The organism is Desulfobaculum xiamenense, from assembly GCF_011927665.1.
Classification (GTDB): domain Bacteria; phylum Desulfobacterota; class Desulfovibrionia; order Desulfovibrionales; family Desulfovibrionaceae; genus Desulfobaculum; species Desulfobaculum xiamenense.
In genome coordinates, this window is sequence record NZ_JAATJA010000003.1 from 255,095 (window position 1) to 274,283 (window position 19,189).

The 19,189-nt window shown below is 60.1% G+C and carries 17 protein-coding genes, 2 tRNA genes, 1 rRNA gene and 1 pseudogene; 8 read left to right on the plus strand and 13 right to left on the minus strand.

What is annotated here, in order from left to right; genetic code table 11:
* From feoB to cobU, 6 genes are all read left to right on the plus strand, one after another.
* Positions 1-2,187, plus strand: a complete 2,187-nt coding sequence (gene feoB / locus GGQ74_RS13950; RefSeq protein ID WP_167942204.1) for a ferrous iron transport protein B — start codon at positions 1-3, stop codon at positions 2,185-2,187.
* A gap of 56 nt (positions 2,188-2,243) precedes the next feature.
* A complete protein-coding gene (locus GGQ74_RS13955) occupies positions 2,244-2,519 on the plus strand; it encodes a DUF2325 domain-containing protein (protein WP_167942205.1) in 276 nt (91 codons plus the stop codon).
* Between the two features lie 27 nt (positions 2,520-2,546).
* The gene (locus GGQ74_RS13960; RefSeq protein ID WP_167942206.1) at positions 2,547-2,849 is read left to right on the plus strand and encodes a hypothetical protein; all 303 of its coding nucleotides are present in this window, start codon (positions 2,547-2,549) and stop codon (positions 2,847-2,849) included.
* A complete protein-coding gene (locus tag GGQ74_RS13965) occupies positions 2,846-3,610 on the plus strand; it encodes an HD-GYP domain-containing protein (RefSeq protein ID WP_167942207.1) in 765 nt (254 codons plus the stop codon). Before GGQ74_RS13960 ends, GGQ74_RS13965 begins: the two co-directional genes overlap by 4 nt.
* Positions 3,607-3,762, plus strand: a complete 156-nt coding sequence (locus tag GGQ74_RS13970) for a hypothetical protein (RefSeq protein ID WP_167942208.1) — start codon at positions 3,607-3,609, stop codon at positions 3,760-3,762. Before GGQ74_RS13965 ends, GGQ74_RS13970 begins: the two co-directional genes overlap by 4 nt.
* 92 nt (positions 3,763-3,854) lie before the next feature.
* On the plus strand, positions 3,855-4,388 hold the full coding sequence (cobU, locus tag GGQ74_RS13975) for a bifunctional adenosylcobinamide kinase/adenosylcobinamide-phosphate guanylyltransferase (protein WP_167942209.1): 534 nt from the start codon (positions 3,855-3,857) through the stop codon (positions 4,386-4,388).
* A 125-nt stretch (positions 4,389-4,513) separates the two neighbouring features.
* Here the strand turns inward: cobU and GGQ74_RS13980 are convergent, their stop codons facing one another.
* From GGQ74_RS13980 to pheT, 7 genes are all read right to left on the minus strand, one after another.
* Entirely contained in the window at positions 4,514-5,710 is a 1,197-nt protein-coding gene (locus GGQ74_RS13980; RefSeq protein ID WP_167942210.1) for a GGDEF domain-containing protein, read from the minus strand.
* Positions 5,711-5,970: 260 nt separating this feature from the next.
* A tRNA-Thr gene (locus tag GGQ74_RS13985) sits at positions 5,971-6,046 on the minus strand.
* A 108-nt stretch (positions 6,047-6,154) separates the two neighbouring features.
* Positions 6,155-6,231: transfer RNA gene (locus GGQ74_RS13990), tRNA-Pro, on the minus strand.
* Positions 6,232-6,464: 233 nt separating this feature from the next.
* Positions 6,465-8,126: a SulP family inorganic anion transporter gene (locus GGQ74_RS13995; protein WP_167942211.1), complete on the minus strand. Its 1,662-nt coding sequence runs from the start codon at positions 8,124-8,126 to the stop codon at positions 6,465-6,467.
* A gap of 239 nt (positions 8,127-8,365) precedes the next feature.
* Positions 8,366-9,001, minus strand: coding sequence for a LysE family translocator (locus GGQ74_RS14000; protein WP_167942212.1), 636 nt, complete (start codon positions 8,999-9,001; stop codon positions 8,366-8,368).
* 91 nt (positions 9,002-9,092) lie between these two features.
* Complete coding sequence (locus GGQ74_RS14005) at positions 9,093-9,449, minus strand: MerR family transcriptional regulator (protein ID WP_167942213.1); 357 nt, start codon at positions 9,447-9,449, stop codon at positions 9,093-9,095.
* 82 nt (positions 9,450-9,531) lie between these two features.
* A complete protein-coding gene (gene pheT, locus GGQ74_RS14010) occupies positions 9,532-11,931 on the minus strand; it encodes a phenylalanine--tRNA ligase subunit beta (protein WP_167942214.1) in 2,400 nt (799 codons plus the stop codon).
* A 366-nt stretch (positions 11,932-12,297) separates the two neighbouring features.
* Here pheT and GGQ74_RS14015 point away from each other — a divergent pair, with 366 nt between their 5' ends.
* Positions 12,298-13,104 (plus strand): sulfotransferase, encoded by an 807-nt coding sequence (locus GGQ74_RS14015; RefSeq protein ID WP_167942215.1) that lies wholly within the window; start codon positions 12,298-12,300, stop codon positions 13,102-13,104.
* Between the two features lie 204 nt (positions 13,105-13,308).
* On the opposite strand, the gene GGQ74_RS14020 is transcribed toward GGQ74_RS14015, so the two are convergent.
* From GGQ74_RS14020 to GGQ74_RS14040, 5 genes are all read right to left on the minus strand, one after another.
* Positions 13,309-13,860, minus strand: coding sequence for a hypothetical protein (locus GGQ74_RS14020; RefSeq protein ID WP_167942216.1), 552 nt, complete (start codon positions 13,858-13,860; stop codon positions 13,309-13,311).
* Between the two features lie 85 nt (positions 13,861-13,945).
* The gene (locus tag GGQ74_RS14025) at positions 13,946-14,971 is read right to left on the minus strand and encodes a glycosyltransferase family A protein (RefSeq protein ID WP_167942217.1); all 1,026 of its coding nucleotides are present in this window, start codon (positions 14,969-14,971) and stop codon (positions 13,946-13,948) included.
* 54 nt (positions 14,972-15,025) lie between these two features.
* A complete protein-coding gene (locus tag GGQ74_RS14030) occupies positions 15,026-16,009 on the minus strand; it encodes a glycosyltransferase (protein ID WP_167942218.1) in 984 nt (327 codons plus the stop codon).
* Positions 16,010-16,176: 167 nt separating this feature from the next.
* Positions 16,177-16,938 (minus strand): hypothetical protein, encoded by a 762-nt coding sequence (locus GGQ74_RS14035; RefSeq protein ID WP_167942219.1) that lies wholly within the window; start codon positions 16,936-16,938, stop codon positions 16,177-16,179.
* A gap of 58 nt (positions 16,939-16,996) precedes the next feature.
* Complete coding sequence (locus tag GGQ74_RS14040) at positions 16,997-17,893, minus strand: hypothetical protein (protein WP_167942220.1); 897 nt, start codon at positions 17,891-17,893, stop codon at positions 16,997-16,999.
* Between the two features lie 389 nt (positions 17,894-18,282).
* On the opposite strand from GGQ74_RS14040, the pseudogene GGQ74_RS14045 reads away from it, so the two are divergent.
* Positions 18,283-18,456, plus strand: a pseudogene (locus GGQ74_RS14045) (transposase); the annotation flags it as partial.
* Positions 18,457-18,961: 505 nt separating this feature from the next.
* Here the strand turns inward: GGQ74_RS14045 and rrf are convergent.
* A 5S ribosomal RNA gene (gene rrf / locus GGQ74_RS14050) occupies positions 18,962-19,076 on the minus strand.
* Positions 19,077-19,189 lie beyond the last annotated feature (113 nt).

Consider the following 19,189-nt stretch of genomic DNA (forward strand, 5'->3'; position numbering starts at 1 on the left):
ATGAACGAAGAACTGACCATAGCCCTTGCCGGCAACCCCAATTCCGGCAAAACCACGATGTTCAATGCCCTGACCGGCGCACGCCAGCACGTGGGCAACTACCCCGGCGTCACCGTGACGCGAAAGGAAGGCTTCCACACCGTCAACGGCACGCGCCTGCGCATCGTGGACCTGCCCGGCACCTACTCGCTGACCCCCTACACCGAGGAAGAGCTTGCCGCGCGTAGCTTCATCATCGGCGAGAAGCCCCACGCCGTCATCGACGTGGTGGACGCCGGAACGCTGGAGCGCAGTCTGTACCTCGCTGTGCAGTTCATGGAACTGGGAGCACCGGTGGTCATCGCCCTAAACATGATGGACGAGGTGAAGCGCCGCAAGATGACGCTCGACTCCGGCAGGCTTTCCACGCTGCTCGGCGTGCCCGTGGTGGAAACCGTGGCCCGCGACGGCAAGGGTGCGCAGGAAATGATCGCCGAGGCCGTTCAGCACGCCCGCGCCCACAACGGTCACGCCACCCCACTGCGCATCTCCTACGGAGCGGACGTGGACGCCGCGCTGGACGAGATGGAGCGCGCAATCGTTGCTGCCCGCTTCCTCACGGACCGTCTCCCCGCGCGCTGGGTGGCCCTCAAGTACCTTGAGAAGGACGAGGAAATCGTCACTCGCGGCCGCGCCGCGGGCGTCCTCTCGCGTGAGCTGGAAGCCGTGTCCGACAGGCTGGCCGAGCACCTGCGCGCCACCCTGAACACCGACGCCGAAAGCCTCATCGCCGACCACCGCTACGGCTACATCGCCTCGCTGCTGCGTCAGGGCGTCGTGCGCAAGGACGTCACCCACGAGCGCCTGCGCATCTCGGACGCCGTGGACAAGGTGCTGACCCACGCCCTGCTCGGCCCCATCATCATGCTCGGCGTGCTCTACGGCATGTTCCAGCTCACCTTCGCCGTGGGCGAAATTCCCATGGGTTACGTCGAGGACGGCTTCGGCTGGCTGTCGGAAACGGTGGAAGCCGCCATGCCCGACGGGCTTGTCCGCTCGCTGGTGGTTTCCGGCGTCATCGACGGCGTGGGCGGCGTGCTGGGCTTTGTGCCCCTCATCCTGTTCATGTTCCTGTGCCTGTCCGTCCTCGAAGACCTCGGCTACATGGCCCGCATGGCCTACATGCTGGACCGCGTGTTCAAGTTCTTCGGCCTGCACGGCAGCTCGGTGATGCCCTTCATCATCTCTGGCGGCATTCCCGGCGGCTGCGCCGTGCCCGGCGTCATGGCCGCGCGCACCCTGCGCAGCCCCCGCGAAAAGCTGGCCACCATCCTCACCGCGCCGTTCATGTCCTGCGGTGCCAAGGTGCCGGTGTTCATCCTGCTCATCGCGGCCTTCTTCCCGCAGCACGGGGCGGACGCGCTGTTCGTCATCACCCTCGCGGGCTGGGCCATGGCGCTGCTGGTGGCCAAGCTGCTGCGCCACACCGTCATCAAGGGCCCCGCCACCCCGTTCCTCATGGAACTGCCGCCCTACCGCATCCCCACCCTGCGTGGCGTGCTCATCCACACCTGGGAACGCGGCTGGCAGTACATCAGGAAGGCGGGCACGGTCATTCTGGCCATCTCCATCCTGCTGTGGGCGGCCATGACCTTCCCCGGCCTGCCCGAGGACCAGACCGCTCGCTTCGAGTCCATGCGCGGTGACGTGCAGGCCGAACTCGACGCCGCCACCGCATCCGGTGCGCAGGCCGAGGCCCTCGCCACCTTTGAGGACAAGCTGGCCGACATCGACAACCTCGAAGCCGAGGAAACCCTGCGCAACTCCATCGCCGGACGCGTGGGCACGGCCTTCGAGCCGATCACGGCCCCGGCCGGATTCGACTGGCGGACCAACATCGCCCTCTTGGGCGGCTTCGCTGCCAAGGAAGTCGTCGTCTCGACCCTCGGCACGGCCTTCTCGCTCGGCGAGGTGGACCCCGAGGATGCCGACAGCCTGGCCTCGAAGCTGGCCGAAGATCCGGCATTCTCCATGTGGAGCGCCGTGAGCCTCATCATCTTTACGCTGCTCTACGCCCCGTGCTTCGTCACCGTGGTGGTCATGGCCCGCGAGGCTGGCTGGAAGTGGGCAGGCTTCTCCGTGGTCTTCAACACGGCCCTCGCCTACGGGCTGGCAGTCATCGTCTACCAGATAGGAACGCGCATCTAACGCTTACGAAACCCGCCCCCCGCGCACGCGGGGGGCGGCCAGACAGGAGACTCGACATGTGTGCGGCAGTCATCGGCGGAATGGACAGACTCAAGCGGAATTACATCCTGACGGCGCGCGAGCTGGGCATCGACCTCAAGGTCTTCACCGGCAAGGAGAACTCCATCGCCCCCAAGCTCGGCAAGCCGGACCTCGTGGTGGTGTTCACCAATCAGGTCTCGCACAAGGCCCGCCGCGAGGTGGCCACCTACGCCAAGGCCAACGACATCCGCCTGCACCTTTCGCACTCCTGCGGCGTGTCGTCCCTGCGCAACTGTCTGGAACAGGCCTAATCATCACGAGTTACGAGGATATCGACAATGAACCCCATCATGGAAATGGGCCAGCTCAACAAAATGGCCATGGACCGCTGCAACCGGGGCGATCTCGCCAACGCGAAATTCATGCTGCGCCAAGCGCTCATGCGCTCGCGCGCCTGCACCTCCCCCCTGCCGGGCGCACGCATCAGAAACAACCTCGCCATCGTGCTGACCATGCGCGGCAAGGCGGACTGCGCCCGTAAGCTCCTTGGCGAAGCGCTGGAAACCCTCAACGCGCATCGCCTCGGCCACACGAAATTCCACGAACAGGTCCGCAAGGGCATGGAGCAACTCGCAGCATGAAAAACACCTGCCCCGTCGCCGGATGCCCCGGCATCGCCTGCGCCGCCCATGATAAGGGCACCTGCGATCTGGCCACCTGCCTCGATCTCAGGCTCTCGGGGCATGACCTCGCACAAGCGCTCGGCAACGCCGTTGACGCCAAGGACCACTCCACCCACACCCATTCGGAAGAGGTCGCCGCCGTCAGCCGCATCCTCGCCCGCGAACTGGGCATGAGCTCCGACGAGATCGAGACCATCCACATCGCCGGACACCTGCACGACATCGGCAAGATCGGCATCCCGGACGACATCCTGCGCAAGCCCGGGCCGCTGACGCCCGAGGAATGGCTTGTGATCAAGCGCCACCCCACCATCGGCGCGGACATCGTCCAGCCCATCAGAGGCCTCGCCCCGCGAAACGGCATCGCGGGCATCATCCGCCACCACCACGAGCGGTGGGACGGTTCCGGCTATCCCCGCGGACTGGCCGGGCACGCCATCCCCGTGGGCGCACGGGTCATCGCCGTGGCGGACAGCCTTTCGGCCATGCTCCAACATCGCCCCTACTGCCGTCCCAAGACCTTCGAGCAGGCGCTGGCGGACATTCGCCGCCTCTGCGGAGTGCACTACGACCCGGAAATCGTCGCAGCCATGGACCGCGGCCGCGGCAACATCGCCATGACCTTCTCGACCATGCGCCGCACGCACGTAGCGCCGCGCATCCACATTCACGGCCTTGCGCCCAAAACCAACCATTTCCACACGGAGCACGCATCATGACGCTTTGCAGATCCAGCATTTCCTCCAAGACCTCGGCCCGTTCCCTCTTCTCCGGCTTTACGCGTACCCTCGGCACGGACCGCGACGCCGAGCGCCAGAGCATGGACCGCAGCGAGAAATCGCAGCCCGAGACGCACACCGAAAACCGTTAGCCTCACGTGGAACACCCGCGCAGGGGCTGGCGCACCGGGACCGCTCCATGCTAGGCCTGTGGCCGACGCGCAACGCGCCACAGGGAGGACTCATGACACGCAAGATATTTGTCACCGGCGGCTGCCGCAGCGGCAAGAGCGCCTACGCCCAGCGCTTCGCCGAGGCCGCCGGACCGCGACGCGCCTACCTCGCCACCTCGCAGGCGCTGGACGACGAGATGCGCGAACGCATCCGCATCCATCAGGACAGCCGAGGCGAGGGATGGCGCACCGTGGAGGAACCCCTCGCCGTGGCCGAGACGCTCGCCGCAGCCGCCACCGAGGCCGACGTGGTGCTTCTGGACTGCATCACCCTGTGGATCACCAACTGCCTCATGGCGGACATGGACGACGCGAAAATCCTCGCCCGCGCCGACGAGCTGGCCGATGCCATCGCCGCCGCCCCCTGCGCCGTGGCCGTGGTATCCAACGAAGTGGGCAGCGGCATCGTACCCGACAACGCCCTCGCCCGCCGCTTCCGCGACCTCGCCGGTGCCGTAAACCAGCGCATGGCCACACAGGCAGACACGGTGATCCTCTGCGTCAGCGGCATCCCGCTGGCCGTGAAGGGCAGCCTGCCGCTCTAGCCGACGCTGGCAGCAACACATTTCCCTATTCCGGCACAACGAAAGCGAAAGGCCCCAGTCGACAGTATCGACCGGGGCCTTTCGCTTTCATGGGTTCGGTGCCCACAGGAAAAGGCACAGACACGTCAACCATGCGCGCATGGCGAGACCTCGACCCGGTTCCGGCCATGCTGCTTTGCTCCATACAGGGCCTCGTCCGCACATTTGACGAAATCCTCGACGGACATTCCAGACGAAAATTGCGCGACACCAAGACTGATGGTGACCGGCCGCTCGCCCCCGACGCATTCGGGCTGGTTCGACTCGACGATCGACCGAAACCGCTCCGCCATCATGGTTGCCTGTTCGAGGGTGGTCTGCGGGGAGACGATGATGAACTCCTCGCCGCCCCAGCGCCCGATCCGGTCCGCGTCCCGCTTGTGCCCTGCGATGAGTCCGGTGATATGGACGATCACCTTGTCGCCGACGTCATGCCCGAATGTGTCGTTGATGGCCTTGAAGGTGTCGATGTCGCACAGAATCAGGCTGAGCGGATTCCCGTACCGCTCGAACTGTTCCCTCTCGCGCTTGAGCGTCTCCTCGATCTTGCGTCGGTTATATATCCCCGTCAGATGGTCCCTGATCGCCATATCCTTCATTTCCACCAGCATGTCGGACTGAACGTCCATGAAATACTCAAGCTCGGCCAAAAGCCTGCGCCCTATCATGTGCTGGATGGAATACATGAGGAAAATAGTCAAGATGATGGTCAGGATGTTGATGACCGCATCCGGCGAATGCGCGGAGAAGTATTCCGGGATGTCGTCGCCGACAAAGGCGCAATAGAATCGGAACATGTAGAGAATGGAAAACAGCACGTACGTGATCCCTGCGAACATGCAATGCCTGTGGTGTCCGCCATCCGAAGGCCGGAGAAAGACGAAAGCGATGTGGCAGAAGATCGGCAGGACCATACCTGAAAACAGCATAGTCCGCACACGGATATCCGGCACAGCATAGGTGAAGTACGAATAGGCGACCAGAAAGACCGCCGAATAGACGCAATACGGCGAGCGCAGAATGTCGCGCCCCGTGAATCTCCCGGCACCGAAGGCGACGGCGACGATGCCCGCGAACATGCAGGCGTTCGCGAGAATGATGGAAAACAGTTGCGGGATGAGGGGGCGAAACAGGGCGAGAGTGATCCCCGCCGAAAGCAGCACGAAATTGGCCAGGAAGTATTTCACGCCGTCAAAGCGCTTTGCGCTGACCTTGACCGTCAGCACCATCAGGCCCGCGCAGGCGTAATTGACGAGAACAAGAATGGCGAGGATGGTCCTCATGTCGAAATCTGGCAATAGTCCCCCTTGTGCGGATGCGGCAGCATGTGCCGTACGGGCAAAGCAGCCGGACGATACCGGAAAAGGACACGACTTGCATCCCGAATCCGCTGGGGTGGCCCTGTGTGCGAGAAACGGCGTGATGGAGCGGGCCGCCCTTTCGCGAGGGGCTGGAGATGAGGATGACACTACATGATGTAGTGTCATTTGTAGTGTCAAACGAAAAAGGCCAGCCCTTGCGGACTGGCCTTTGTGGTGTCTGATGGAGCCCATAAGCAGAATTGAACTGCTGACCTCATCCTTACCAAGGATGCGCTCTACCAACTGAGCTATATGGGCATAGTCGCTGTCATCATTGGGGTTTTGGCCTCGACCATGCGAGGCGCGACAGCGTGAAATCTCGAAAAAGGCGAGCCGGCTTTCGCTGGCCCGCCCCTGTTCGCGTCGTGGTCGGGATGAGAGGATTTGAACCTCCGGCCCCTTGAACCCCATTCAAGTGCGCTCCCAGGCTGCGCTACATCCCGACGTGCTTTTCAAGTGCCGCTCTCAAGCGGCGAGAAAGACAATTAGAGGCCAACGCCCGAAATGTCAACGCCCTCCGCATCTTTTTTTGCTTTTTTCTTCGCAATTCCCTGTCGCGGCTATAAAAAAGCCCCCCACAAGCGGCCTCTCGCAAGGAGAACGCACACTCTGGGGGGCTTGTCAGGCAATCAAATCGGCAGGTTAGGCGACCAAAGCGCCCCGCCTCGCCAGAAGCCTAGGCCGAGGCAGTGCCGCAGACCGCGCCGGTCGCGCTGGCGGCCTCGCGCTCGCGCTTGCAATTGACGATGCTCATGGCCGCGTCGAGGGCGCTTTCGAGGCTGGAGTGGATGCCGTCCGGGCCCAGCATGCCCGCCACATTGCAGGCCTCCAAGGTACCACGCTGCTCGTCCGTGGCGGCCAGCACGGCGCGCACACCGGCGTCACGGAGCTTTTCGAGCATCTCGCTCAGGGCAAACACGGCGGAGATGTCCATGAACGGCGCGCCGGTGCAGTTAACCACCACCACGCGCGTGCCGAGCAGACGGTCCACCTTGTCCTGCATAAGCGAGGAGGTGCCGAAGAAGAACGCGCCACTGATGGTGATGACGCGCACCTGCATGTCGCTGGCTGCGATGGCGGTCTTCTCCATGTCGCGCTCGTTGTCGGCCGGGTCCATGCCCGTCACCTTGATGCTGGTCTGGCGAGCGATGCGGTAGGTCAGCATGAGGCAGGCCAGCGCCACGCCAACGCCCACCGCCACGATGAGGTCGACGAACACGGTGATGCCGAACACGGCGAACATGACCAGCAGGTCCTGCCGGGGAGCCTTGCGTACGAGGCGCAGCAGGCGGTAGTCGAGAATGTCCACGCCCACCTTGACCAGAATGCCTGCCAGAACGGCCAGCGGGATGCTCGACGTCAGCGGGCCGAGGCCGAGCAGCACGGCCAGTAGGAACAGGGCATGCACCACGCCGGACAGGCGGGTGGTGCCGCCGGCCTTGATGTTGACCACGGTACGCATGGTTGCGCCGGCACCGGGCAGGCCGCCCACCAGCGAGGCCATCATGTTGCCGATGCCCTGACCGATGAGCTCACGGTTGGAGTCGTGATGCTCCTTGGTCAGCGAGTCGGCGACGATGGAGGTCAAAAGCGTGTCGATGGTGCCCAGCACGGCCAGCGCGAGGGCGAGAGTGACGATGCGGCTCCACTGCTCGGCAGGCATGCCGGGCAGATGGATCTGCGGCAGGCCCGAAGGAATGGCGCCGATGGTCGCCACAGGCATATCCGTGGCGTAGGCGGCCACGCTCATGACGATAAGCGCGATGAGCGGAGACGGCACCACGCGCGAAATGCGGGCCGGAGTCAGAAACACGATGGCCATGGTGGCCACGGCCAGTCCCAGCGCGTAGGGGTTCAGGTTGGCAAGGGCCTGCGGCAGGCCCATGGCGGCAGCCAGCGGAGAACAGGCGCTGGCGCTGCCGAGCAGGGGCTGAATCTGCAGAAGCAGAATGATCACGCCGATGCCGTTCATGAAGCCGGAAATGACCGGATAGGGAATGAACTTCACGAAGCCGCCAAGGCGGAACAGGCCAAAGAGCACCTGAAGGAAACCGGAAAGCAGGATGACGAGAATCACGGCCTGAAAATCGCCGGTGAACGCGGCGATGGCCGATGCGGTGACGACGGTCATCGGTCCCGTGGGGCCGGAAACCTGCGTGCGCGTTCCGCCGAAGATGGCGGCAAACAGACCGAGAGCGATGGCACCATACAGACCGGCCGCGGCACCGCCGCCACTGGCCACGCCAAAGGCGAGCGCAAGCGGCAGGGCGATGATGCCGGCCGTCAGACCGCCGAAGATGTCACCGCGAAGAGCACTGATGGGATAGGAGACTTTCATGTCCGAATCCTGTGGTTGTATTGCGATTCCGTCCGGGACGCCGGCCCTCCGGCATCCGGTTACACGATGCGAATGGGGGCGGAATCGTGAGATAAAACGTCCAACCATACGACTCCCCCATCACAAGGACAACCTTCGTGCTTTTTTTCCCTATCTGGTAATACATTCAGGAAAAAGCGCGCCCCTGAGGTCCAATCTGGGACATCAGGGGCGCACAAGAGGACACTTCTGGTAAAAAGCTAGCGTTCACTCACGGCCAGCCGCAACCCGATGAGGATGAGGAACGCCCCAAGCCCCCGGTCCAGCCACTGGCGGAAACGAACATTGCCCCGCAGGCCGTTGGATATACGATCTCCAAGCAGCACCAGCGGCGGCTCCACAAAAACGCTCGACGCGATGAGTAGCACGCCGTGCAGCGCCAACTGCGCCGAAACCGGCCCAGCCCCCGGAACCACGAACTGCGGGAGAAAGGCGAGAAAAAAGATGGCCACCTTGGGATTGAGCAAATTGACAAGCATCCCGTGGGCGAAGATGCCCGAGGTCGTCGCGCGCGACGGCCCAGCCTCCTCAAGGCTGAAGGCCCCGCGCGAGCGCAAAGCCTGAATGCCGAGCCACGCCAGATAGGCCGCGCCCGCGTACTTCACCACGGAAAAGGCCGTGGCCGAGGCAACCAGCAGCGCCGACAGCCCAACCGCAGCAAAGGCCACATGTCCCATGGCTCCGGTCCAGATGCCGAGCATGGCGGCGAATCCGCTACGTCGCCCACCGCGAACGGTATTGGCTAGAATGTAGGCCATATCCGGCCCTGGCGACATGTTGAGCAGAAACGCGGCGGCAAGGAAGGTCGCCCAGTGCTGCACGCTGTAGGAAAACATCACTTCGCTCATCCTCGTGAAAGCATTGTGCCCCGACCGAAGCGGCTCCGCCACTGCGCGACGGGCAAGAAAAAACCCGCCTTGCGGCGGGTCAGGCTCCATTTCCTTCGAGCAGGCGCTTCATGGCCAGAAGCTCCGACGCCACGCTGCGCCGCAACTCCTCCAGCTCAAGGGACGCGCAGGTCTCCTCGTCGCCAGCCTCGCGGGCGGCGACGATCTGCTCGTCGCGCTCAAGCTTCCTGCGCGCGCCTTCAATGGTCATCCCCTGCTCGTGCAGGAGGCCCTGAATGACGGCGAGCAGCTCAAGGTGCTCATCGGTATACAGCCGCTGTCCCTTGCGGGTACGCACGGGCTGCAACTGGGGAAACTCCGTCTCCCAATAGCGCAACACCGAGGTGTTGAGACCGAGCTTCCGAGCCGCCTGCCCGATGCGGTAGGTCCTGCCCATGGTTCACTCTCCGGCCCGTATCTGCGCTCTTGGTAAGGCGGCCCGGACGCCACTCGTCCGGGCCGCTAAATCATCTTACATATTAGACACGTACGGGAAGCGCGTCCAGCACCATCTTGACGATGTGCGCATGGCGCTTCTCGACGTCCTTGTCCTTGAGGGTACGCTCGGGGTGACGGTAGGTCAGGCGCACGGTGAGGTTGCGGGTCTCGCCGCCCTCCGGCTCGTAGCAGTCCACCAGCGCCACCTGCTCCATGAGCGGCTCGTCCACCTCACGGATGGCGGCCAAGAGCTTGCCCGCGGAGAGCGTGGCCGGAGCGACGAAGGTGATGTCACGCTTGATGGCGGGGAACTTGGCCAGCGGCGAGAAGCCGGGCACCAGTCCCTCGTGCCACTCGCGCAGGGCGTCGGCGTCCATCTCGGCAATCCACACCTCGCGGCGGGCGTTGTAGTGGTCGGCAATCTCGGCCTTCACGCGGCCAATCTCACCCACGACCTCGTCGTCCAGCACCACTTCCACGCAAGGAGCGAGGTAGGGATGGCCGTCGCGCAGGCGGTATTCCGCGCCGGGCAGTTCGAGGCTCATGAGCAGGTGCTCCACCATGCCCTTCACGTCGGCGTATCCGGCGCTCTCCTCCTTGGGCCAGGGCCAGCGCTCGGGATCGCGGCGACCGTAAACCAGAAGCGCGATGCGCGACGGCTCGGTGACCGTGGTCTCGGACTGCGCGTCCGCCCAGAAGACCTTGGAGAACTCGAACAGGCGCAGACGGTTCGCGCCCTGTCCCACGTTGGTGCGCACGTTCTGGAGCATGCTCGGAGCAAGGGCCGTGCGCAGGACGTTCTGCTCCTCGGAGAGCGGATTCATGACTGAAACGCGATTCTCCTTGGGCAGGTTGAAGAAATCAAGATCCTCGTGGCCGACGAAGCTGTAGTTGATGGACTCGCGCAGGCCGATGCCACGCGCCCAATGCTTGATGCGCATGGAGAAGTCGAAGCGGCGGTCCACAAGGGCGATGGCGTCGAGGGACTTGGGCACGCGCGGCAGCACGGCCTCGATGCGGTCCATACCGTATACGCGGGCGACTTCCTCGAAGAGGTCCACCTCGCGCTCAAGGTCCAGACGGTGGCTCGGAGCCACAACCTTCCAGTCCTCGGGATCGGTGGCATCAACGACGCAGCCCAGCCCTTCAAGGGTGGTCCTGCAGAATTCGACGCCGAGATCGATGCCGAGCAGGCTGGTGCAGCGGCCCATGCGGAAGCGCAGGGTGAGGTTCTCCCACGGACGCGGCTCCGCCTTGACCACGCCGGACAGCACTTCGCCGCCAGCCAGAGCGGCCATCAGGCTTGCAGCGCGCTCCATGGCGAAAGGCGAGCCGCCCTGATCCACGCCGCGCTCGAAGCGGTAGGACGCTTCGCTGTGCAGGCCGAGCCTGCGGGCAGTCTTGCGGATGGTCGGCGGATTGAACACCGCGCATTCAAGGAGCACCTCGGTGGATGCGTCGTTCATCTCGGTGTTTGCGCCACCCATCACGCCAGCCAGCGCCACGGGCTTCACGGCGTCGCGGATGAGCAGGTCGGTGCCCAGAAGCGTGCGCTCCTGCCCGTCGAGGGTCGTGAACTTCGCGCCCTCCTCGGCGGCTGCCACACGGATTTCGCCGCCCTCCAGCAGGGTGCGGTCAAAGGCGTGCAGAGGCTGGCCAAGCTCCATGAGAATGTAGTTGGTCACGTCGACGATGTTGCTGATGGGGCGCAGGCCCACGGCGATGAGGCGGTAACGCATCCACGCCGGGGACGGGCCGATCTTCACGCCGCGCAGGATGCGGGCCTGATACAGCGGGCACAGCGCGGGATCGTCGATGACGATGCGCACCAGCTCGGCGGCGGGCTCGGCGACCTCGGCCACACGGGCCTCGGGCATGGTCAGCGGCAGGCCGAAGGCCATGGCCACTTCACGGGCGATGCCGAGCACGCTCAGGCAGTCGCCGCGGTTGGGCGTGATGCTCACGTCGAGCACGGTGTGGTCGAGGCCGAGGGCGTCCACGAGGGGCGTGCCCACGGCAAGGGCCTCGTCGAGGACCATGATTCCGGCGTGGCTGTCGCCAAGGCCGATCTCGTCCTCGGCGCAGATCATGCCCATGGACACCTGACCGCGCAGCTTGGCCTTCTTGATGGTCATGCCACCCGGCAGTTCCGCGCCGACCTTGGCCACGGGCACCTTCTGCCCCTTGGCCACGTTGGGTGCGCCGCACACGATGGGCAGAGCTTCGCCCTCGCCCACGTCGACCTTGCACACGGACAGCTTGTCGGCCTCGGGATGCCGTTCGCACTCAACCACATGACCAACCACAACATTGTCGAGATGGGCGAAGGGGCGGATGACCTCCTCCACTTCCAGCCCGAGCATGGTCAGCCTGTCGGCCAGCTCTTCATCCGTTCCCGTGAAGGGTACGAATTCGCGCAACCAGTTCAGACTCAGGAGCATGTTCGCCTCCGGCGGCCCCGGACGATTCGCCCGAAAAGCCTCATGAAAGATGATGAAATGAACGCCGGAACGGACCCGGCGCGTGAATGTTCCACGGATTCCCCGCCGAAGCGCCGCCGCATCGGGCGGACGGGGCCCGCCGGGGGGCGGGCATCGGTCGGGATGGCGTGACGTATCGCTTCGTCCGGCCGGACGCCTCGCGGCATGCGGCAGGACTGCACTGCATACCGCCAATCCCCGCAATTTTCAACCGCGCACAGACGCTCCGTCTTCCGGCAATTCAGGGACGTTGACGCATGGTGCCGCCGTCCGTATACAATTGAAGGACCTGCACTTTCCCCGCCACACGCAACCAGCGAGGCATGCATGATCCGCTTCATCCTGCTCGCCGCCAATCGAAGCGGCACGAACTTCTTTCGTAGCGTCGTCAGCTGCCATCCGGACGTGCACATGTTCGGAGAAATTCTCTTCTACGATTACGAATTCCTCCCCGACCGCGAAGAGAATTTCTACGTGCAATGGCTGCGGGCGGTCCAGAAAGACCCGTCCCAGATTACCTACCGCAACATGTACGCCTGCGCCCAACGCTTCATCGCCTCAAACTTCGAGAGCATGGCCCGCATGAAGGCCGTAGGCATGGACATCAAGTACGACTTCTGGGACCGCCTGCCCTTCGTGGCCAGCTACTTCCTGCGCAACCCGCCAAAGGTCATCCACCTCGTGCGGCACAACACACTACGCATGCACATCTCGGCATTTCTCCTCACCTGCCGCAACCACGGAGTGGAACGCGGCACACTACCCATCCACGAATACGACGGATTCGTACGCACGGGAGAACATCAGGTGGAGGTCCACATTTGCAAGCCCCTGCTCGAAACCTTCATCCACCTCGAATACCGAAAACAACGTTTTCGCGACATCGCCTCAAAATTCGAGCACATCGAAATTTCCTACGAGGACATTGTGGGGCCAACACAGCAAAGTGTCTCCACTTTCCCACCCCCGGTTGCCGAAAAGGTCTTCGGCTTCCTCGGCGTCGCGCACGACGTTCCCGGTCTCGTCGCCGATATGGAGAAAGTCAGCCCACCGGCCCTGCGCGACATCGTGGACAACTACGACGACCTCTGCGCCAACCTGCGAAGCCTCGGTCTGGAGCGCTACATCGACTGATCGTCGCGCGAGCGGCTGTGCGAGCGGGTAGAATCACCATCCCACGTGGACGTATATATTTGATATGCACAACGCCGCACTCACGGCAGGAGACTATGCCCGCCAGAGCTCGCTGCTGACGGCCAAGGCTGGGCGGCCCCACACGCAAAAAAGGAAAGGCCCGACACATGCCGGGCCTTTCGATAAAACAAAAATCGTCGGAAACTATTTTCCGAAGCTGCGGAAGAACAATTCCTCAAGGGCCTTGCGGCCGTTGTCCTCAAGGAAACGGGTACCGGTGCCCGTGAAATACTTGTGGGACACGACGGGGTTCTTGGCTTCCTGCCAGCGGGTCTTGGCCCACTCGAACCATGCGTCGCGCTCCTGATCGAAGACGAAGAGGGGCTTGTTGCAGATCTTGGCGTACTCGGCTCCCCAGCCGGTGCCGCCCTTGACGGTGTCGTCGGCCTGAACCACGCCCACGACGTACACCTCGTGTCCGCTTGCCACCTGCCAGCAAATGCTCTGCAACACCTTCCTGAACAGCGGCGCGTTGGAATATTTCCGGTTCATGAGCCGGGAGACATAGGTCAGGCTCACGTCCTTGAGTTCCAACTCCTCGGCGGTCAGCATGCGCATGCCGCGCGCACGCTCGCTCTGATGCCCCTCAAACCCGTAGTTGACTTCCTGAATGCCGTATTTCTCGGCAAGCGATCCGAACCACGCCTCGGCACCACGCGCCCCGCCACTGTACAGGGTATACCCTTCAACACTCATTCGAATATCCTCCGGGCGAAAAGTGTCATTTACCAACCCATTAGCACGCATGCTCTGCGTCGGCAAGGGAGGGGGGGATGACAGGCTATCGAGAGCGGACCAATCCAGCCACATGCCCCATTATCCAATTGGACGGAGCCAGACTTTCGGCTTTCCGCGCAAATGCAGCAGCTATGTCGATCTCTCCACGCCTCAACTGCGCAAGCGCCAACCACATATGCGGATATGGGTGTTCAGGGAATAGCCGCACCTTATCCTGCACGCGCGCCATGACCTCATCCGCCATCCCGGCAATCACTTCAAGAGCGGTCAGCACCTCATTCCTATCGCGCCACTCATGGGACAAGGTAACGATCATCGCACGCCCACACTGCCAGTTGCGACGGGCCGCATGCGTCTCGTTCAAGGCATGCCCTCGCCATGTTCCCATGAAAAAGGGCAAACGGCAGCAGGGCGCGCCGGACATCACAATCTTGATGAAGAAATCCCAGTCATCCATTCCTAGCGGATGACAGACCTCATACCCACCGACTCGACGCCACAATTCCTTGCTGAACGCCGAAAAGGCCGGATACAGGCATCTATCGAGAATGCGGCGCGGATTCCCAGATCGCGGAATCCAGTATTCGTCGCTGGAATTTGTTTTGAGAGAATGCGGATAGATGAACTCAACATCCTTCGCTCCGCAAACGATATCAGAACAACGCTCAATATACCGAGGAGCGATCACGTCGTCATAGTCAAGTGGAATAACCCAGTTCCCAACTGCCGCATCAATACCGGCGTTACGAGCGGCCGCGACGCCACGGTTTTCCTGATCGATCACGACACATCTGTCTTCGCCAAGCATAGCCACACAAGATGCTATCGCATCTGCGGTAACCTTAAATTTTCCGTCGTTCACAAAGACAATAGAAACCGGAGCGACGCTCTGCACAGCAATGCTTTGCGCCGTATTTACCAAAAATTCAGGATTATTATAGCATGGAACAACTACGGAAAAACTCGGCTTTTCCTTCTTGGCAAAAGACGCAACCCCACGAAAATACGTATAGCGAACAAGCGCAGGCAACGAAATAAACACCTGATCGCGCAAATATATCCATCTCATAACCGAAACATCTCACCCTTGAACGTCTATCTTAAACCGCATGGCATACGGTGCTCATTCATTCCAACCATTGGCAATCTTCCAGCCACGGGCAAAAAGACATCCTGCCTGATACCGAATCCTGCGTGACGCCCGCTCCAGTACTGGAAAGGAACGAACCGAAGACGTCGCAGCTTCAAGAACATCGCACCACATGTCGGTTATGCGACCAATGGAGAACTCGGCGATACGGGTAAGCGCGTTGTCCTGCATGGCGGAATAGAACCGACTATCCGACACCAACCGCGCGACAGCAACAAGCACCTCCGCCTCACTACTAGCCTCAAGATAATCGAGGCCAGAACGACGCAGGGCCCTGTATGCCGGCTCATCGCCAAGAATGATCGGAATTCCGGCCAGCCACGCATTCACGAGCTTTGCGTAGGGCTTCCGCGCAAGGACGCTTCGCGGCACATCGCGCACCGCGACAAGCGCATCAACCTGCGAGTAGTCAACCCAATTCCCCTTGTGCATGAAGCAAAATTCAACGCCGAGCTTCCTCAACTCATCAATAAAGCGCGAGGTCTTCATGTATGAGGGAACGTATTCCTCACTGCCAACATACGCAAGGCGTACGCATGAGCACCCACGCGAGCCATCACGAGGAATCAGCCCGGGCTGGGGCCATGACGGCAGGAACTGGGTTTTCTCCGACTGGGGCACACACGGATTCTGTTCAATAACAAAATCAGCCAATGGAACCGGAGGCCTATCGACGCGGACCACAACGGCCTGCGTTTCATGAACGCCGTGGGCCGGACGCGCATGGTCATAATGAAAAACAGAGCATTGTCCGGGGATACCGCGTTCCACGAGCGAAACGGAGAAAGGGACATCGACTGTCGCGAGCAAAGCCCACGTCTGAACTATCCAAGCATCGACCCCGGTGACGACACGATGAGGGCTTGCGAGAACGACTTCGGGGCGAGGTTGGTCAGCTATGAGTTCTGGCCAGTTCCGCTCGCGATATTTCCGAGGGAGGACAAAATTCACGCTCATGAAGCACGCGCCTTCGCGAACGACACCCGACACCATCCCAATCTCACCACGTGCTTTCGTTCAGACAATAGCTGCAACGCCCCCTCTAATTTTCGTTTGAAGAGCGAAAATCACAACAAACTGACTAACACCACTCACCAGAAACGTTTACGCCTTGCACCAACGAATCAAGCTCCGCGACGCAAAGCGCTCTTGATCCGCATACAAAATCTCCCGTATCTGGTTTTGGGGAAGTTTTTGTGCACATAACTCGAATGCATGAATGTCGCACGTTTTTGTCCCATGGTGCGCATCCACGAATCTACGCGCTTTTCGAAAAGCTCACCACCGTAGTCAGGATATCGTTCCGATGCAGGATGACTGTAATGATAGATTCGATTTTTAAAATCATTGGCTCTCACCAAGTACATCTGGTCGGAGAAGCCATACCCATAGCAGCAAAGCTCATCCTCTTCGGCTGATTCGCTTCGCGCCGCGTCATATCGCTCATTCCAGCAGAGATTGAAGACCGCCACGTCCTTCTTCTCGCGAAGCGTCCTCATTCCGACATCAAGCCAGTCATCTTGCGACGATTGTGGCTCACTATCACTGGAAAAATGCAAAATAAAATCCGTTTTTGCTCGATATATCGAGACAAGCTCTGCAATAGAATAGTAATATCCTTTCCCAAGTTCGTCACGAGTCAACCCAAAGTAGTCCAGCGCATCGTTTGCGTAATCTTCCACACACACAAATTCCGTCAAAACACCTTTTTGAACAAGTCTATCAGCGGCCTTTTCGACCTTAGACCGGCTTCGGACATTGTTGATATACAGGATGCGTTCGTCAAAGGCATAGCCGCAATTTCGAATCATCTCCGAAATTCGAGGTGTCTTGAGCATGACGCCCCAATCGTTTTCCCATGTTTTGGTTTCGAAGGTGATACTCATTTAGCACTTCCTAGATATGCATGACTCGGAAAACCGCTTCTGGAACAAATCTCCGCTATCACCTCGAAGTACCAATTCGTTTGCGAAACGAACGCATCATCCGAGCAAGGGTCTTATCTGCGTACTCCCGTGCAGTAGTAAAGGCATCCTGAACACGCTCGAATGGACTTGGTTTATAAATCGAATTGTCAGGTGCCGGAAAATCACGTAGCGCATCCGGAAGTTTGCCCGTAAAGGGTATCGCTTCCGCCCATTTATCCGGTTCAACGGGATGCAGATTCCTTTTCCCGGGATACCACCGCAACCATTTGTCCTGATACCATCGCTCGGTGTCAAAATCTCTTGCATGACTCCAGGTATTAAGCTTGCGATAAATATATTCATCGGAACGAACATACGAAAGGTGGTAGCATATCCCGTCGAGCTGAAGAGATGTCCTTGGCGAACAATCCCTCATGTGGACAAACCGATTTCCCTTGGCGATATTGATCGCGAACACAACGGAATCATTGGCAGGCCTACCTTTATGCGCAAGTATATAGTCTGTAGACTTCCAGAATGTATTCCATCGAGTCCGGTATGCGTCATAATCAGGATTCTGTGCTATTGAAGCAAGCAGGCTTGGATAAATACTTTCTTCATAAAATTCATCAGCATCTTGAATGACAAGGTGTGTACATCCATCCTTAAGTGCTTGATCAAGGCATGAATTGCGCTGCCCCTCATCTGTATCCCAGCGACCTTCTATGATGGTCAGCTTATCACCCCATTTTTCACGAACAGCTTCAATTGACGTACTGTTTTTTATGTCTGTCTCTTTGTATGACCACGGCGTGTCGCTATATGCAGCATAGATTTTATCGAAGAAAGGAGCACAGTTCTGCATATATCGATCAAAAAACTCATCAACATCAAACAGCAAGACATGAAGTCCTATTTTGCAATCACTGCTCATACAAAATCCTTGCGATTTTATTTATACTGAATTGATACTTAACGCTCACGATTATTATCTCATCGGTTTTACGAACCATCTCGGCCGCATCAATACCATCACAACAATAAAGAGTCGCCCCCAAGAACCATCCTCGCTCGCCGAGAAAAATCACTCAATATGTCTAAAAAAATGGAAACAACAGAAAGACAAATCCTTTCGGCGCAGATTAGGCATTGAATGTATTCTTGGTCAAGCACGAAGCAATGAAGAGGCGTCCCCCCAATTCAGTGATCGTGCTACAGAGTTGTGGACACGGAGTTAAGCCACTATCCTGACGAGCAAACAGGATGAAGTAACCCCCATTTTTACCGGACACCCCCGCCAACCTAGGAGGTAGTGCTGGAGGTATGTCCAGAGATAGTGCTAACGAGTATCCCACGGTCGAAATCGTACAGACGATTCAACGACGGCGTTGGACCTTGGGTGAGAAACTGCGAATCGTTGAGGAAGCGTCTCAGCCCGGGATGAGCATTTCGTATGTGGCTCGCAAGTATGGGACTGCCCCGAATCCACTCTTCCGTTGAGACGGAGCTCGGGCAGGAAGGTAGCCATGAGGCGATATGACGAGGCGGGGAGTGACCGAGGCCTGGGTGTTTCCACGCCGAATCTCCTCTTTCGTTTGAAAATCCATGAATGCTGGCAGCACGGGAGTCATATGCCTAACTGCGAGATTGTGGTCGCGCCCGAGACACGGGAGAGTCTCTGCCCACGCGTCCCCCTCAGGGCAGAAATGTTCTGTCGGGAATGCCGATCCACTCACCGTCTCCCCCTTCCGCCACACCCCGCTTCTCCCCCAGCCCACAAACGCCAAAACGCCCGCGTATCGTATGATGCGCGGGCGTTTTGGCGTTTTCTCTTTCGAGAGTGCGTCGTGTCTTTGATGGGAGGCGTGGCCGTTTGGGGATGTCACAGAAGTCGCCCAGTTTGGAACGGCGCATCGGTTCGAAGACACTTCCGTCAGAGGGACTTCCTTTCTGAAGGCTCTGCCATCCGGGATGGCGCGGGGTTCAGAAGGCGAAAAAAAAGTCCTGGCGACGGGCTACTTTCCCACAGACAACTCTGCAGTATCATCGCCGATGAGGTGCTTAACTTCCGTGTTCGGAATGGGAACGGGTGTGACCACCTCTCCATGGTCGCCAGGACAAATTCCTGTAATATTTAGTGAAACAGGGAAGAGATTTGTGATCAGTTAAGACGCACGACCTATTAGTACCGGTTAGCTGAATGCATTGCTGCACTTACACACCCGGCCTA

Excerpts from the sequence above, each read along its gene's own strand:
- feoB (WP_167942204.1), top strand. The coding sequence starts at position 1 with ATGAACGAAGAACTGACCATAGCCCTTGCCGGCAACCCCAATTCCGGC.
- GGQ74_RS13955 (WP_167942205.1), top strand. The coding sequence starts at position 2,244 with ATGTGTGCGGCAGTCATCGGCGGAATGGACAGACTCAAGCGGAATTAC.
- GGQ74_RS13960 (WP_167942206.1), top strand. The coding sequence starts at position 2,547 with ATGAACCCCATCATGGAAATGGGCCAGCTCAACAAAATGGCCATGGAC.
- GGQ74_RS13965 (WP_167942207.1), top strand. The coding sequence starts at position 2,846 with ATGAAAAACACCTGCCCCGTCGCCGGATGCCCCGGCATCGCCTGCGCC.
- GGQ74_RS13970 (WP_167942208.1), top strand. The coding sequence starts at position 3,607 with ATGACGCTTTGCAGATCCAGCATTTCCTCCAAGACCTCGGCCCGTTCC.
- cobU (WP_167942209.1), top strand. The coding sequence starts at position 3,855 with ATGACACGCAAGATATTTGTCACCGGCGGCTGCCGCAGCGGCAAGAGC.
- GGQ74_RS13980 (WP_167942210.1), bottom strand. The coding sequence starts at position 5,710 with ATGAGGACCATCCTCGCCATTCTTGTTCTCGTCAATTACGCCTGCGCG.
- GGQ74_RS13995 (WP_167942211.1), bottom strand. The coding sequence starts at position 8,126 with ATGAAAGTCTCCTATCCCATCAGTGCTCTTCGCGGTGACATCTTCGGC.
- GGQ74_RS14000 (WP_167942212.1), bottom strand. The coding sequence starts at position 9,001 with ATGTTTTCCTACAGCGTGCAGCACTGGGCGACCTTCCTTGCCGCCGCG.
- GGQ74_RS14005 (WP_167942213.1), bottom strand. The coding sequence starts at position 9,449 with ATGGGCAGGACCTACCGCATCGGGCAGGCGGCTCGGAAGCTCGGTCTC.
- pheT (WP_167942214.1), bottom strand. The coding sequence starts at position 11,931 with ATGCTCCTGAGTCTGAACTGGTTGCGCGAATTCGTACCCTTCACGGGA.
- GGQ74_RS14015 (WP_167942215.1), top strand. The coding sequence starts at position 12,298 with ATGATCCGCTTCATCCTGCTCGCCGCCAATCGAAGCGGCACGAACTTC.
- GGQ74_RS14020 (WP_167942216.1), bottom strand. The coding sequence starts at position 13,860 with ATGAGTGTTGAAGGGTATACCCTGTACAGTGGCGGGGCGCGTGGTGCC.
- GGQ74_RS14025 (WP_167942217.1), bottom strand. The coding sequence starts at position 14,971 with ATGAGATGGATATATTTGCGCGATCAGGTGTTTATTTCGTTGCCTGCG.
- GGQ74_RS14030 (WP_167942218.1), bottom strand. The coding sequence starts at position 16,009 with ATGAGCGTGAATTTTGTCCTCCCTCGGAAATATCGCGAGCGGAACTGG.
- GGQ74_RS14035 (WP_167942219.1), bottom strand. The coding sequence starts at position 16,938 with ATGAGTATCACCTTCGAAACCAAAACATGGGAAAACGATTGGGGCGTC.
- GGQ74_RS14040 (WP_167942220.1), bottom strand. The coding sequence starts at position 17,893 with ATGAGCAGTGATTGCAAAATAGGACTTCATGTCTTGCTGTTTGATGTT.